The sequence below is a fragment of the Mesorhizobium sp. LNHC229A00 genome, assembly GCF_000502415.1.
Lineage (GTDB): Bacteria > Pseudomonadota > Alphaproteobacteria > Rhizobiales > Rhizobiaceae > Mesorhizobium.
Window position 1 is genome coordinate 56299 of record NZ_AYWQ01000004.1, and the last position, 15452, is coordinate 71750.

At 62.7% G+C, this 15452-nt stretch carries 9 protein-coding genes; 7 read left to right on the forward strand and 2 right to left on the reverse strand.

Translation table 11 applies throughout. The features are described from left to right. Positions 1-78: 78 nt before the first annotated feature. The 7 genes from X742_RS159265 to X742_RS159235 all read left to right on the forward strand — a co-directional run bounded on the left by X742_RS159265 (position 79) and on the right by X742_RS159235 (position 13028). Complete coding sequence (locus tag X742_RS159265) at positions 79-2541, forward strand: glycogen/starch/alpha-glucan phosphorylase (RefSeq protein ID WP_023771513.1); 2463 nt, start codon at positions 79-81, stop codon at positions 2539-2541. A gap of 71 nt (positions 2542-2612) precedes the next feature. After that, a complete protein-coding gene (gene glgB, locus X742_RS159260; protein ID WP_023771514.1) occupies positions 2613-4826 on the forward strand; it encodes a 1,4-alpha-glucan branching protein GlgB in 2214 nt (737 codons plus the stop codon). Between the two features lie 51 nt (positions 4827-4877). Further along, entirely contained in the window at positions 4878-6143 is a 1266-nt protein-coding gene (glgC, locus tag X742_RS159255) for a glucose-1-phosphate adenylyltransferase (protein ID WP_023771515.1), read from the forward strand. 159 nt (positions 6144-6302) lie between these two features. Beyond that, on the forward strand, positions 6303-7748 hold the full coding sequence (gene glgA / locus X742_RS159250) for a glycogen synthase GlgA (RefSeq protein ID WP_023771516.1): 1446 nt from the start codon (positions 6303-6305) through the stop codon (positions 7746-7748). 3 nt (positions 7749-7751) lie between these two features. Further along, a complete protein-coding gene (locus X742_RS159245) occupies positions 7752-9380 on the forward strand; it encodes an alpha-D-glucose phosphate-specific phosphoglucomutase (protein WP_023771517.1) in 1629 nt (542 codons plus the stop codon). Between the two features lie 16 nt (positions 9381-9396). Further along, positions 9397-11397, forward strand: coding sequence for a glycogen debranching protein GlgX (gene glgX, locus X742_RS159240; RefSeq protein WP_023771518.1), 2001 nt, complete (start codon positions 9397-9399; stop codon positions 11395-11397). Continuing rightward, a complete protein-coding gene (locus X742_RS159235) occupies positions 11394-13028 on the forward strand; it encodes an alpha-glucosidase family protein (protein WP_023771519.1) in 1635 nt (544 codons plus the stop codon). The genes glgX and X742_RS159235 overlap by 4 nt, the downstream gene beginning before the upstream one ends. 28 nt (positions 13029-13056) lie before the next feature. Here the strand turns inward: X742_RS159235 and X742_RS159230 are convergent, their stop codons facing one another. Further along, positions 13057-14826, reverse strand: coding sequence for a TadG family pilus assembly protein (locus X742_RS159230; RefSeq protein ID WP_023771520.1), 1770 nt, complete (start codon positions 14824-14826; stop codon positions 13057-13059). Beyond that, entirely contained in the window at positions 14827-15273 is a 447-nt protein-coding gene (locus tag X742_RS01000000169920; protein WP_023771521.1) for a TadE/TadG family type IV pilus assembly protein, read from the reverse strand. Positions 15274-15452: the final 179 nt, after the last annotated feature.

Consider the following 15452-nt stretch of genomic DNA (forward strand, 5'->3'; position numbering starts at 1 on the left):
CATGTTGCAATGCACTAGGATGGGCTGGGAGAAACGGCGAAAGCCGGTATGATCAGGCCAAACCGAACGAGAGGCGATATGACATCCGCCATGACGATCGAAGCCCCCGCTCTCGACAATCCCGATCCCAAGACGCTTGCTGAAGAAGTCTTGATGTCGCTCAAGTACCGGGTCGGCAAGGACACCACCGTCGCGACCCAGTACGACTGGCTGACCGCCACGATCAAGGTCGTGCGCGACCGCGTCGTCGACCATTGGATGCAGGCGACCAAGGAAGCTTACGACCAACAGGAAAAGCGCGTTTACTACCTGTCGCTCGAATTCCTGATTGGGCGTCTGATGCGCGACGCCTTTTCCAATCTCGGCCTGATGGAGAACATGCGTGAGGCGCTGTCGTCGCTCGGCGTCGATCTCGACCTGATCGCGGCGCTGGAACCGGACGCGGCCCTCGGCAATGGCGGCCTTGGCCGGCTCGCCGCCTGCTTCATGGAAAGCATGGCCACCGTCGACATCCCCGCGCATGGCTACGGCATCCGCTATGCCAACGGCATGTTCCGCCAGGAAATCCACGATGGCTGGCAGGTCGAGTTACCCGAGACCTGGCTTGACCACGGCAACCCCTGGGAATTCGAGCGGCGCGAGCGCTCCTTCGAAGTCGGTTTCGGTGGTTCGGTCGAATCGATCACCTCGAAGGACGGCCGCCTCGAACGCCATGTCTGGAAGCCGAGGGAGCATGTGCTTGCGGTCGCCTATGACACGCCCGTGGCTGGCTGGCGGGCCAAGCGCGTCAACACGCTGCGCCTGTGGTCCGGCATGCCGATCGACCCGATCCGGCTCGACAAGTTCAACGCCGGCGACCACATAGGGGCGCTGGCCGAAAGCAACAAGGCCGATGCGCTGTCGCGGGTGCTCTATCCAGCCGATTCCCACATGGCCGGGCAGGAGCTCAGGCTTCGCCAGGAATACTTCTTCTCCACCGCTTCGCTGCAGGACATCCTGCAGCGCCATCTCAGCCAATATGGCGATCTCAAGTCTCTGCCCGACAAAGCGGCGATCCACCTCAACGACACCCATCCGGCGATCGCCGTGCCCGAGCTGATGCGGCTCTTGATGGATGTCCATGGCATGGATTTCGATCTCGCCTGGGATGTCACCAAGCGCACCTTCGGCTACACCAACCACACGCTGTTGCCAGAGGCACTGGAAAGCTGGCCGGTGCCGCTGTTCGAGCGGCTTTTGCCGCGCCACATGCAGATCGTCTACGCCATCAACGCGCAGGTGCTGCTCGAAGCCCGCGCCACCGATCAGTTCTCGGACGAGCAGATCAGCCGTATCTCGCTTATCCAGGAGAATGGCGACCGCCGGGTGCGCATGGGCAATTTGGCCTTCGTCGGCTCGCATTCGATCAACGGCGTGTCGGCGCTGCACACCGAGTTGATGAAGGAGACGGTCTTCGCCGACCTCCACAAACTTTATCCCGATCGCATCAACAACAAGACCAACGGCATCACGCCGCGGCGCTGGCTCATCCAGTGCAATCCAGGCCTCACCGCGCTTGCCCGCGAGGCGATCGGCGACCGCTTCATGGATGACATCGAAGCGATCAAGGGGCTCGATCCTCTCGCCGACGACACCGCCTTTCGCGAAAAATTCGCCGCCGTGAAACGCCAGAACAAGGTGAGGCTTGCCAATCTGGTCGCCGATCGCCTCGGCATCAAGCTCGATCCTTCGGCGCTCTTCGACATTCAGGTCAAGCGTATCCACGAATACAAACGCCAGCTGCTCAATATCCTCGAAGCGATCGCGCTCTATGACCAGATCCGTTCGCATCCCGAACGCGACTGGATGCCACGCGTGAAATTCTTCGGCGGCAAGGCCGCGCCCAGCTACCACAACGCCAAGCTGATCATCAAACTGGCCAACGACGTCGCCAAAGTGATCAACAGCGACCCTTCGGTGCGCGGGCTGCTAAAGGTCGTGTTCGTGCCGAACTACAATGTCAGCCTGGCCGAGGTGCTGATGCCAGCCGCCGATCTTTCGGAGCAAATCTCGACCGCCGGCATGGAAGCCTCTGGCACGGGCAACATGAAGTTCGCGCTGAACGGCGCGCTGACCATCGGCACGCTCGACGGCGCCAATGTCGAGATCAAGGAGCATGTTGGCGACGACAACATCTTCATCTTCGGCCTCACCACCGAAGAAGTCGCCGAGCGGCGCAACAATGGCTACAATCCGCGCGGCGTCATCGAGGCATCCCCCGAACTGGCGCAGGCGGTTGCGGCCGTTTCGTCGGGCGTCTTCTCGCCCGATGATCCCAATCGCTACCGCGACCTCATCAATGGCCTCTATGACAGCGACTGGTTCATGGTCGCGGCGGATTTCGACGCCTATGCCGCCTGCCAGCGCGAGGTGGACGCCGTCTGGCGCAACAGCCCCGAATGGTACGCGCGCGCCATCCGCAACGTCGCGCGGGTCGGCTGGTTCTCCTCCGATCGCACGATCCGCCAATATGCGAAAGAAATCTGGAACGTACCCGTCTGATATGATTGCATAAGGCCACGAACGATGGCCGCAAAAACAAACACTTGGTGCCCGGGGAGGGCGACCGCCTGATGAGGAAGCCGCGCGCGACCGCTGCGACAAGCGGGCCGGACGGACTGGCGCCAGCCAGCGATGTCGAGGCGATTGTCGCCGGTACGCACGGCAACCCCTTTGCGGTTCTCGGTGTCCAGGAGGCCGGCAAGAGCCTGTTCGCACGCTGTTTCGTTCCGCACGCGCAGTCTGTTACCGCCTATACTCTGAGTGGCATCGAGGCCGGCGAATTGACCAGGCGCGACGAGGCCGGTTTCTTCGAAGGCAAGCTGTCGATCAAGAAGCGCCAGCCGCTGCGCTACCACGCCCGCAATGCCGGCGGCGACTGGTGGCTGACCGATCCCTATTCGTTCGGTCCGGTACTCGGGCCGATGGACGATTACTACATCGCCGAGGGTTCGCATCTCAGGCTGTTCGACAAGCTCGGCGCGCATGTCATCGAGCACGAAGGCGCTTCCGGCGTGCATTTCGCTGTGTGGGCCCCGAATGCCAGGCGCGTTTCGGTGGTCGGTGACTTCAACGACTGGGACGGCCGCCAGCACACGATGCGCGACCGTCGCGACACCGGCATCTGGGAGCTGTTCATTCCCGATATCGGTGCCGGCCGGCCCTATAAATATGAAATTATCGGTCCCGATGGCGTGAGGTTGCCGCTGAAGGCCGATCCGTTCGCCTTCAAATCAGAGCTGCGCCCGGCAACCGCCTCGGTGACCGCGGTGCCGCCGGCGCATGCATGGGGTGACGAGGCTCATCGCGGTTTCTGGCGCAACGCCGACCCTCGCCGCGAGGCCATCTCGATCTACGAGGTGCACGCCGGGTCCTGGCAGCTTGGCGATGACGGCACCTTCCTGTCATGGGATGAGCTGGCCGACCGGCTGATCCCCTATGTAATCGAGACCGGGTTTACCCATATCGAATTCCTGCCGATCTCCGAGCATCCCTATGACCCGTCCTGGGGTTATCAGACAACCGGCCTCTACGCGCCGTCGGCCCGCTTCGGCGATCCGGACGGCTTTGCCCGCTTTGTCGACGGCGCCCACCGTGCCGGCGTCGGCGTCATCCTCGACTGGGTGCCGGCGCATTTTCCTGTCGACGAGCACGGTCTGGTCCATTTCGACGGCACCGCGCTCTACGAGCATGCCGACCCGCGCAAGGGCTTCCATCCGGACTGGAACACCGCGATCTACAATTTCGGCCGCCGCGAGGTGGTGTCGTTCCTGGTCAACAACGCGCTGTTCTGGGCCGAAAAATACCATGTCGACGGTCTTCGCGTCGACGCGGTCGCCTCGATGCTCTACCTCGACTATTCGCGCAGGGCCGGCGAATGGATCCCCAATGAGAAGGGTGGGCGCGAAAACCTCGAGGCGGTCAGCTTCCTGCAGAAGATGAACAAGGAGGTGTACGGCCACCATCCGGGCGTCATGACCATCGCCGAGGAATCGACGTCATGGCCAAAGGTCTCGGCGCCTGTCCATGAAGGCGGGCTGGGCTTCGGCTTCAAATGGAACATGGGCTTCATGCACGACACGCTGGAGTATTTTTCCAAGGAGCCGATTTTCCGCAAGCATCACCACAACGAGCTGACCTTCGGCCTGACCTACGCCTTCTCGGAGAATTTCGTACTGCCGCTCTCGCATGACGAGGTCGTGCACGGCAAAGGCACGCTGCTGGGCAAGATGGCCGGCGACGACTGGCAGAAATTCGCGACCTTGCGTGCCTATTACGGCTTCATGTGGGGTTATCCCGGCAAGAAGCTGCTGTTCATGGGCCAGGAATTCGCGCAGCGACGCGAATGGAGCGAAGCGCGCGCGCTTGATTGGGACCTGCTCGATTTCCGCACGCATCGCGGCGTCTGGCAGACGGTGCGCGACCTCAACTATCTCTATCGTTCACGCCCGGCCCTGCATGGCCGCGACTGCGAGCCGGAAGGGTTTTCCTGGCTGATCGTCGACGACAGCCAGAATTCGGTTTTCGCCTGGGTGCGCAGCGCTCCCGGCGGCAATCCCGTCGCCGTCATCTCCAATTTCACACCGGTGCCGCGCGACAATTATCGTGTGCCGCTGCCGAAGGCCGGCAAGTGGCGCGAGATCATCAACACCGACGCTTCCGAATATGGCGGCTCCGGCATGGGCAATGGCGGGATGGTCGAGGCAAGGGCGGAGGGCAAGAGCATCTCGGCAACAATGCTTTTGCCTCCGCTGTCGACGATCATGCTTGAACTCGCTGCCGACTGAACTCGTTAAGGCTGGTTAGCGCATCGATACGAGTAACTTGGGAGGGTATAAATGGCAGACTTGAAAAGAACCCAGCCGCTGGCCCGCGACGCCATGGCCTACGTGTTGGCCGGCGGGCGCGGCAGCCGCCTCAAGGAACTGACCGACCGACGGGCCAAGCCTGCGGTCTATTTCGGCGGCAAAACGCGCATCATTGATTTCGCGCTCTCCAATGCGCTCAACTCCGGCATCCGCCGCCTCGGCGTCGCCACCCAATACAAGGCGCATTCGCTGATCCGCCACCTGCAGCGGGGCTGGAACTTCCTGCGGCCCGAACGAAACGAGAGTTTCGACATCCTGCCGGCCAGCCAGCGTGTGTCGGAAACGCAGTGGTATGAGGGGACGGCGGACGCCGTCTACCAGAACATCGATATCATCGAGGCCTATGGCCCGGAATACATGGTTATTCTGGCCGGCGATCACATCTACAAGATGGATTACGAGTTGATGCTGCGCCAGCATGTCGATGCCGGCGCCGATGTCACGGTTGGCTGCCTCGAAGTGCCGCGCATGGAGGCGACCGGCTTCGGCGTCATGCATGTCGATGCCAAGGACAACATCATCGCCTTTGTCGAAAAGCCCGCCGACCCGCCCGGCATTCCGGGTAACCCGGAATTGGCCCTGGCCTCGATGGGCATCTACGTTTTCAAGACCAAGTTCCTGATGGAACAACTGCGCCGCGACGCCGCCGAGCCGGGCTCCAGCCGCGACTTCGGCAAGGACATCATCCCCTATATCGTCACGCACGGTAAGGCGATCGCGCACCGCTTCACCAAGTCCTGCGTGCGTTCGACCGCTGAGAACGAGGCCTACTGGCGCGATGTCGGCACGGTCGACGCTTATTGGGAGGCCAACATCGACCTGACCGACGTGACGCCTGAACTCGACCTCTACGACCGCGACTGGCCGATCTGGACCTATGCCGAACTGAAGCCGCCGGCAAAGTTCGTGCATGACGAGGACGGCAGGCGCGGTTCCGCGATCTCGTCGCTGGTGTCGGGCGATTGCATCGTCTCGGGCGCTTCGCTGAAGAAAAGCCTGATCTTCACCGGCGCGCGCATCAATTCCTATTCGACGCTGGAAGAGGTTGTCATGCTGCCCGACGTTCATGTCGGCCGGAACGCAAAGTTGAAGCGCGTCGTCATCGACCACGGTGTAAGGATACCCGAAGGGCTGGTGGTCGGCGAGGATCCCGTCCTCGATGCCAAGCGCTTCCGGGTTTCGGAAAAGGGTATCTGCCTGATCACACAGGACATGATCAACAAGTTGTCGACCTGAACAGGTTGATCAACAAGTTGTCAACCTGAACAGGTTGATCAACAAGTTGTCGACCTGAACAGGTTGATCAAAAAGCTGTCACTTTAGGGTGTTGTGCATGTCGTGGTCCAAACCGCACACGGTTTGGGCGGCATGGATGGGAAGCGGATCGTTAAGCGCATGCAGGTTCTGTCGGTCACGCCCGAAATCTTCCCGCTGATCAAGACAGGCGGGCTTGCCGACGTAGCCGGCGCGCTGCCCATTGCGCTCGCGGCCAAGGGCGTCACCATGCGCACGCTCGTTCCTGGCTTTCCCGTGGTGATGGGCGCCTTCAAGAAAAAGAAGGCCGTCTATCAGTATCCCTTGCTGCAGGGCGGCAAGGCCGCGGTCCATGCTGTCCAGGTCGCCGGGCTCGATTTGTTCGTGCTCGACGCACCGCATCTGTTTGACCGCCCCGGCGGCCCCTATGGCAACGCCTCGGGCGCGGACTGGCCGGACAATTGGCGGCGCTTCGCGGCGCTGAGCCAGGCCGGTGCCGATATCGCCGGGGGCGCCATCTCAGGCTACCTGCCAGACATCGTGCACGCCCATGACTGGCAGTCGGCGATGACGCTAGCCTATATGCGCTATGGCAAGGCGGTCGGCACACCATCGATGATGACCGTCCACAATCTCGCCTTCCAGGGCCAGTTCGGGGCTGGCATCTTCGGCGAGCTCGGCCTGCCGGCCGCGGCGATGGCGCTTGACGGGGTCGAATATTATGGCGGCGTCGGCTTCCTCAAGGCTGGCCTGCAGGCCGCCTGGGCGATCACCACGGTGAGCCCGACCTATGCGCAGGAGATCCGTTCACCGGAATTCGGCATGGGGCTCGACGGTCTCATCAACATGCGTTCCAGCGATCTCCACGGCATCGTCAACGGCATCGACACCTCCATCTGGGATCCGGCAACCGACAAGCATCTGGTATCGACCTATACGGCAGAAACGTTGAAGGCCCGCGCGCCGAACAGGGCCGCCGTCGAGGACCGTTTCGGCCTTGACCGTGACGGCAGTCCCATTGTCTGCGTCGTCAGCCGGCTGACCTGGCAGAAGGGCATGGACATATTGGCGACGGTGGTCGACGGCATCGTCGCGACAGGCGCAAGGCTGGCCATCCTTGGCTCGGGCGACGCCGGCCTCGAAGGCGCGCTGCTGGCCGCGGCCGCACGCCATCGTGGCCGCATCGGCGTGGTCGTCGGCTATGACGAGGGGCTGTCGCACACCATGCAGGGCGGCTGCGACGCCATCGTCATCCCGTCGCGCTTCGAGCCTTGCGGGCTGACGCAGCTTTACGGCCTGCGCTATGGCTGCGTGCCGATCGTCGCCCGCACCGGCGGCCTGGCCGACACCATCATTGACGCCAATGAAGCAGCGTTTGCCGCCGGCGTGGCGACCGGCTTTCAGTTTGCCCCCAGCAATGGCGGCGCGCTGCTGCACGCGATCCGACGCCTGGCCGACGCCCACGCCAGTCCCGCAATCTTCGAAACCATCCAGCGCCAGGGCATGAAGACCGATGTGTCGTGGGATCGAAGCGCCGAAAAATACGTCGAACTCTATCGCCTGCTGCTTTCGAAAAGGGTTGCCTGAACCATGACACGCACCGTTCCCACCAAGCCCTATTCCGACCAGAAGCCCGGCACGTCGGGCCTGCGCAAGAAGGTGCCCGTGTTCCAGCAGGAGCACTATGCCGAGAACTTCATCCAGTCGATTTTTGATGCGCTCGACGGGTTCAAGGGCAAGACCCTGGTGATCGGCGGCGACGGCCGTTTCTATAACCGGGAGGTCATTCAGAAGGCCATCGCCATGGCGGCCGCCAATGGCTTCGGCAAGGTGATGGTCGGGCAGGGCGGCATCCTGTCGACGCCGGCGGCCTCGCATGTCATCCGCAAATACAAGACCTTCGGCGGCATCATCCTCTCGGCCAGCCACAATCCCGGCGGCCCGCACGAGGACTTCGGCATCAAGTACAATGCCGGCAATGGCGGCCCGGCGCCGGAAAAGCTGACCGACGCCATCTTTGCCAAGACCAAGACGATTTCGAGCTTCAAGATCGCCGACATCGACCCGATCGACATCGATACGGTCGGAGCAGTCGAGGCTGCCGGCATGACCGTCGAGATCATCGATCCGGTTACCGACTATGCCGAGTTGATGGAGAGCCTGTTCGATTTCGACGCGCTGCGCAAACTGTTCAAGTCGGGCTTCCGGATGCGCTTCGACGCCATGCATGCGGTGACCGGGCCTTACGCCAAGGAAATCCTCGAACACCGCCTCGGCGCACCGAACGGCACCTGCCGCAATTTCAAGCCGCTGCCCGATTTCGGAGGTCATCACCCGGACCCCAACCTGGTCCATGCCAAGCACCTTTATGACGAGATGATGGGTCCGGACGCGCCGGATTTCGGCGCCGCCTCCGATGGCGACGGCGACCGCAACCTGATCATCGGCAAGGGCATTTTCGTCACCCCTTCGGATTCGGTCGCCATGCTCGCCGCCAATGCCCGCCTGGCGCCGGGCTACAAGGATGGGCTGAAAGGCATCGCCCGTTCGATGCCGACCAGTGGCGCGGCCGACCGCGTCGCTCACAAGCTAGGTGTCGGGATTTACGAGACGCCGACCGGCTGGAAGTTCTTCGGCAATCTGCTCGACGCCGGCATGGCGACGATCTGCGGTGAGGAAAGTGCCGGCACCGGCTCGAACCATGTCCGCGAAAAGGACGGTCTGTGGGCGGTGCTCTTGTGGCTCAACATCCTCGCCGCGCGCGGCGAAAGCTGCAAGCACATCGTCACCGAGCATTGGGAGACCTATGGCCGCAACTACTACTCGCGCCACGATTATGAGGAGGTTGAGAGCGACCGGGCCAATGCGCTGGTCAACGAACTCAGGGCCAAGCTCGGCTCGCTGCCGGGCACCAGCGTGCGCGGCCTGAAGATCGCCAATGCCGATGATTTCGCCTATCACGACCCGGTTGACGGCTCGACCAGCGAGCACCAGGGCATAAGGGTGCTGTTCGAAGGCGGCTCGCGCGTGGTCTTTCGGCTTTCGGGCACCGGTACGTCTGGCGCGACCTTGCGCGTCTATATCGAGCGCTACGAGCCCGACAAGTCCAGGCACGACCTCGACACGCAGGAGGCGCTCGCCGACCTGATTTCGGCGGCCGACGACATTGCCGGGATCAAGAGCCACACCGGGCGCAACAAGCCGAGCGTCATAACTTGAGGGCGATGGAGCGCTCTTGACCCAGCTCGGCGCCACCATCACCAGCGAAGGCATCCGCTTCACCGCATGGTCCTCGTCGGCGAGACGGCTCTGGGTTTCGATCTTTGACGAGCAGGGAAACCGCGAACTCGATCGTCTCGAGCTGGCGTCGGAAGGCAACGGCGTGCATTCACTCTTTGTCTCCGGCTTGGCCGCGGGCGCCCGCTATGGCCTGCGCGCCGATGGCGACTATGCGCCCGAGCGGGGGCTGTGGTTCGATCCCGACAAGTTGCTCACCGATCCCTACGCCGTCGAAATCGACCGGGCCTACGCCTATCACTGGCGGCTCGCCGCGCGGCGCAATGAGGGCGCCGACACCGCGTCTCTGATGCCCAAGACCGTGACCAGGGCCTTGCCCACGGCTCCACCGACCCTGCCGCCGCTGTTTCGCCCGGGCGGCCTGATCTACGAACTGAACGTCCGCGCCTTCACCAAGCTGCATCCGGATGTACCGCAAGAAAAGCGCGGTACGATCGCTGCTCTTGCCCATCCAGCCATCATCGAGCATCTGCAAAGGCTCGGCGTCTCCGCCGTGGAACTGATGCCGATCACGGCCTCCATCGACGAGCGGCATCTGCCGCCGCTCGGGCTGAGCAACGCCTGGGGCTATAATCCCGTGACCTTCATGGCGCTCGACCCGCGCCTCGCGCCCGGCGGCCTGACGGAATTGCAGGGCACTGTCGCCGCGTTGCGCCGGGCCGGCATCGGCACCATTCTCGACCTCGTCTTCAACCACACCGGCGAAAGCGACAGGCTGGGGCCGACGCTCTCGCTGCGCGGCCTCGACAATAACGCCTACTATCGGCACCGGCCGGATGGCGGGCTGGTCAATGACACGGGCACCGGCAATACGATCGCTTGCGACCATCCGGCGATGCGGGAAATGGTGCTCGACACACTTCGTCACTTCGTTCGCCAGGCCGGCGTCGACGGCTTCCGTTTCGATCTGGCTCCGGTGTTGGGTCGGGTCGACGGTGCCTTCGATCCGGAAGCGCCGCTGCTCCAGGCCATCACCCATGATCCGGTGCTTTACGACCGCGTGCTGATCGCCGAGCCTTGGGACATCGGGGCAAACGGCTATCAACTCGGCAATTTCCGGCCGCCATTCCTTGAGTGGAACGACCGCTATCGCGACGACGTCAGACGCTTCTGGCGCGGCGATGCCGGCATGGTCGGTGCTCTCGCAACGCGCCTTGCCGGTTCGTCCGACGTGTTCAACAGGGCAGGGGAGCCGGCAAGCCGCGGCGTGAATTTTATCGCAGCCCATGACGGCATGACGCTGGCTGACATCGTCGCTTATGAGCGCAAGCACAACGCGGCCAATGGCGAGCAGGACCGCGACGGCCATAACGAGAACCTGTCCTGGAACAACGGCGTCGAAGGCGAGACGGACGACGCGGCGATCGTCACGGCCCGTTTCGAAGACCAGCGCGCTCTGCTCGCCACGTTGTTCGCCTCGCACGGCACCATCATGCTGACCGCAGGCGATGAATTCGGTCGCACCCAGAAGGGCAATAACAACGCCTACGCACAAGACAACCTCACTACCTGGCTTGACTGGGCAGGCCGCGATCAGGCGCTGGAGCGTTACGCATGGGCGCTCGGAGCCCTTCGCCAGGCGGTGCCCGCATTGTCGGACACGCGTTTCCTGACCGGAGAACCGATTGAGTCTTCAGGCGTTCCCGACGTCGCTTGGCTGACCGAGACCGGTGAGCTGCTCGACGCGACCGATTGGAACGACACGAGCCGGCATCGCCTCGTCATGCTGTTTGGCGGCGAGGACAACCGGCTTGCCGTTCTGATCAATGGCGACCGTCGCCAATGCGTCTTCACCTTACCGGCGCGGGAAGGTTTTCGATGGCATCCGGCGATCGAAACGCAGGCAACCGACCTTGCGCGCCCACTGCCGGGGCGTAGCGTCAATTTCATGATCGAGAGCCGAGCCGGAGACGGTGGTGCCAGGAAGGGTTCGCGATGACCGGCGAGAGTTTGGGACAGGGAGCCGAATGGTGGCGCGGCTGCGTCATCTATCAGGTCTATCCGCGCTCTTTTCAGGATACTACCGGTGATGGCAGCGGCGATCTCGGCGGCATTACGTCGAGGCTCGCCTATATCGCCTCGCTCGGCGTCGACGCTGTCTGGCTGTCGCCCTTTTTCAAGTCGCCGATGGCCGACATGGGCTATGATGTGTCGGATTATCGCGACGTCGACCCGATGTTTGGAACATTGGCCGATTTTGATGCGCTGATGGCCGAAGCCCACCGGCTCGGCCTGAAAATCATCATCGACCAGGTGCTGTCGCATTCATCCGACAAGCATGACTGGTTCATCGAAAGCCGCGCCAGCCGCGATAATGCCAAGGCCGACTGGTACGTCTGGGCCGATGCGAAGCCCGACGGCGGCGCGCCCAACAATTGGCTATCGGTCTTCGGGGGACCGTCCTGGGAATGGGACGCGACCCGCCGCCAATATTACATGCACAATTTCCTCGCCTCGCAGCCAGACCTCAATTTCCACAACCCGGAAGTCCAGGATGCGTTGCTGGACACAGTGCGGTTCTGGCTCGATCGCGGTGTCGACGGCTTCCGGCTCGACACGGTCAATTACTATGTCCACGACCGCTGGCTGCGCGGCAATCCGCCCTTGGCGTCGAGCGTCGCCGGCACCAACACAGAGACCAACACATACCTCTATCAGGAGCATCTGTTCGACAAGACGCAGCCCGAAAACCTGGCGTTCCTACGGCGCTTCCGCGCGTTGCTCGACGAATATGGCGACCGCGCCGCCGTCGGCGAAATCGGCGACGAGGGTCGCTCGCTGCAGACGCTTGCCGCCTACACCTCCGGCGGCGACAAGCTTCAGATGAGCTACACTTTCGACCTGCTGGGTTCGCGGTTTTCGGCGGCGCATGTGCGCGGCTGCGTCAAGGCCTTCGAAAGCGCGGTGGCCGACGGCTGGGTTTGCTGGGCGTTTTCCAACCATGACGTGGTGCGCCATGTCAGCCGCTGGATGCGGCCTGGTGGCGATCCCGATCTTGTGGCCAAATTCTCGATCATGCTGCTCGCCTGCCTCCGCGGCTCGATCTGCCTCTATCAGGGCGAGGAACTCGGCCTTGAAGAGGCGGAGCTTGCCTACAAGGATCTGCGCGATCCGGTCGGCATCCGCTTCTGGCCAGGCGTGAAGGGCAGGGATGGTTGCCGCACGCCGATGGTCTGGGAGGCCGAGGCCGACAATGCGGGCTTCTCCATAGCAAAACCCTGGCTGCCTGTGCCGGCAAGCCATCGCGCCCGCGCGGTCGATATGCAGAACGGCGAAGAGCAATCGGTGCTGTCGGCCTACCGCTCGGCGCTTGCCTTGCGCAAACAGCATCCGGCGCTGGTCGGCGGCTCGATCCGCTTTCTCGATACCGAGGGCGACGTGCTCGCCTTCATTCGCGAAGGTGGCGAGGAGCGGTTGCTCTGTGTCTTCAATTTCGCTGAGGAGCCGGCGACCTGGCCGTTGGTGGTTGATATCGGACCCGTCACGGCTGTCTTCGGCGGGACCGCTTCTATCGAGGGAAACACCCTCTCGCTGCCAACTCTCGGCTGCTTTCTCGGTCGGCTCGACTGATTGGCACTTCGGTCGTGGCTAGGCCGTCCTACTGAACGAGCACCGCTCGGCCGCAGGTCGCGCCGGTGACGCGCACGTCGGCCTGGCCGACGCCCACGCCCAAGGCCGACAGCACATTGTAGAGCAGGTCGTCGACGGGCGCCGTTACAGTGTTGAGCAGTGCCACCACTGCTGGTTTGACAGTTCCGAGCAGGGCGGTCACATCGATCCCAAGGCCAAGCAGATTGGCCGAAAGCGACAGATTGTTGACCAGTGACGTGGTGAGCGACTGCGAGATGTTTCGTGTCGAAACCGTCTTCACCGTCTTGTTGGCGATGTCGGTCGCGTTGAAGGTCAGGGTCTGCGGACTGTTGTTGGTGATTGCCGTCGCGGCCGAACCCATCACCTGGATCAACGGGATATTGATCAGCAGGAGCCTGAGGCTCACATCGGCGATGTCTGCATCCGTGAAGGTCTGCGGCTGGCTGAAGTCGGCGAAGCCGGAGGGATTGTTGCTGTTGGCCAGGTTTAGCTGGGCAACGCCCGGATGCGCGGCGATGGAAACGCTGATGCTGGAAGGCCCTGTCGGACAGGTTATGTCGGTCAGTTTGGCCTCGGCATAGGCGACTTCCACATTGAGCGGCAGGTTAACAGCGAGCAGGCTGATGCCGCCGGCGAGGCCCGGCGTGCCGATACCGACGGAGGCCGTCAGTTTGATGCGCGTCTGAGCGGTCCGCACGACGGTGCCGATACCATCGATCGCCAGCCAGGGCGAGGACTGCATCGGCTCGCCGATGGCGATGCTGAGTTTGGTGGAGAGCAGCCCCGGGATGGTGGCGCCGAGATCGATCGCGGCCTGGTTGGTACCGTTGGCGAGCACGGCGGCTGCCGTCAGCATGCCCATGGCGCTTGCGTCTACCCCGAGCCCGGACGGCTGTTGCCCGAGGCCCAGGCTGCCGACCGAACCAAGGTCGACAAGGCTGCTGAGCGGGATCTTGGCGGTGCTGGTCGATTTGGAGGCGATGGTCTGCAGGGCGACCTTGGCCGTATTGCCGAGGCCGGGAACATTGGCCATGGCGGTAGCGATCTGGCCGACCGTCGCCTTCGATGCCAGAACGTCGGAATAGGTTCCGGCCGTGATGTTCAGTTGCGTGGCGAGCGCACTGATGAAGGAAAGCACGCTCACATCCGCCGAGACCAGCCCGTTGTAATCCATGACGCTGAGAGAGATGTTGCCGCCGAGAAGTCCGCTCAAAAGTGCGTTGAGGATGCCGCCGTTGACGCTGAGCAACCGCGATCCGACCGAGAACGTCGCCAGCGGCGTCATGCTGGCCGTGGCCTGGGTGCCGATGACGGGAGTGGGGATCAACGAACTTGCGAAATAGCGGTTCGGAATCTTTGCCAAAGTGACGCGGACGGCGTTGTAAGGCGTCACACCCGCCTGGAAGCGCTGGGTGACATTGGTGGTCGATGAGGCATATCGGCCCTGCGTGACCGTCACCACCGTTTTGCCGGCGGCCGGGGCAATGGTCTGGCCCGAAGCTTGAACGACGACGCCCGGCATGCCGTTGTCGGTGAGCGTGGTGACGACCGCGGTGTTGACGTTGTTGATGTTCGAGGCGGCGGTAATCGCCGCCAGATCGACCATCGCCTGGGCTTCCCGGCGCTCGGTGTAGATGGACGCTTCGTCAATGGCCACCGCTGCCAGCGCCAATGCAACCGGCGCGCTCAATGCGGTCATGACGGCGAAGTTCGCCTTCCTGTCTCCCATCATCGACCGTGCAAGCCGACCGATACCCTTGCCCGCCCGCCGCAGCATTCAGATACCCCCGACCCTGATCGTCGACTGACGCTTGATGGTCGTCCCTGGCATCGCTATGCCAGGGAACAGATTCCAGATCGGCAGGTTGCGGGCATCGTAGGAGATGGACACCACGAACTGGCTCCCGTCGGCGACGCTGTCATTGGCCTGGTAGGTCAGTTTGCTGGCGTCCACGAAGGGGTAGCCGCCGGCATTGTTGGTGAGATAGCTGGCCACGAGCGTCCGCCGCTCGGTCTGGTTCACCCCGGCGATGGCTGTCCGGGCAGCGTCGGCTGCAATTTGCTGGATCGAATTGGCGGCGCCAAAATAGATGCCGTATGCAACCATTCCGAGCAGAAGAAGGATGAAAAGCGGTGACAGCAAGGCGAACTCGACCGCTGATGTTGCCGAATTGTCTGATCGGAACTGGCGCCTTCGAGCCTTGGAAATGAGGTTGTGGACCATAGCACCAGCATGCCCAAGTTCGCATGCAGAAAGCGAAAACTCTGGGCACAACCAAAGGGTGCGGTCGATTGAAAACGAATCTCTAATTTAGCCGTTGCTTTCTCGGCAATGGGATTGACTTAGGGTCAATCAGTACTCGGTTGAAAAGAGCTTACCTCCTGTCTAGTCTCCTGCCACCA

Excerpts from the sequence above, each read along its gene's own strand:
- X742_RS159265 (WP_023771513.1), top strand. The coding sequence starts at position 79 with ATGACATCCGCCATGACGATCGAAGCCCCCGCTCTCGACAATCCCGAT.
- glgB (WP_023771514.1), top strand. The coding sequence starts at position 2,613 with ATGAGGAAGCCGCGCGCGACCGCTGCGACAAGCGGGCCGGACGGACTG.
- glgC (WP_023771515.1), top strand. The coding sequence starts at position 4,878 with ATGGCAGACTTGAAAAGAACCCAGCCGCTGGCCCGCGACGCCATGGCC.
- glgA (WP_023771516.1), top strand. The coding sequence starts at position 6,303 with ATGCAGGTTCTGTCGGTCACGCCCGAAATCTTCCCGCTGATCAAGACA.
- X742_RS159245 (WP_023771517.1), top strand. The coding sequence starts at position 7,752 with ATGACACGCACCGTTCCCACCAAGCCCTATTCCGACCAGAAGCCCGGC.
- X742_RS159235 (WP_023771519.1), top strand. The coding sequence starts at position 11,394 with ATGACCGGCGAGAGTTTGGGACAGGGAGCCGAATGGTGGCGCGGCTGC.
- X742_RS159230 (WP_023771520.1), bottom strand. The coding sequence starts at position 14,826 with ATGCTGCGGCGGGCGGGCAAGGGTATCGGTCGGCTTGCACGGTCGATG.
- X742_RS01000000169920 (WP_023771521.1), bottom strand. The coding sequence starts at position 15,273 with ATGGTCCACAACCTCATTTCCAAGGCTCGAAGGCGCCAGTTCCGATCA.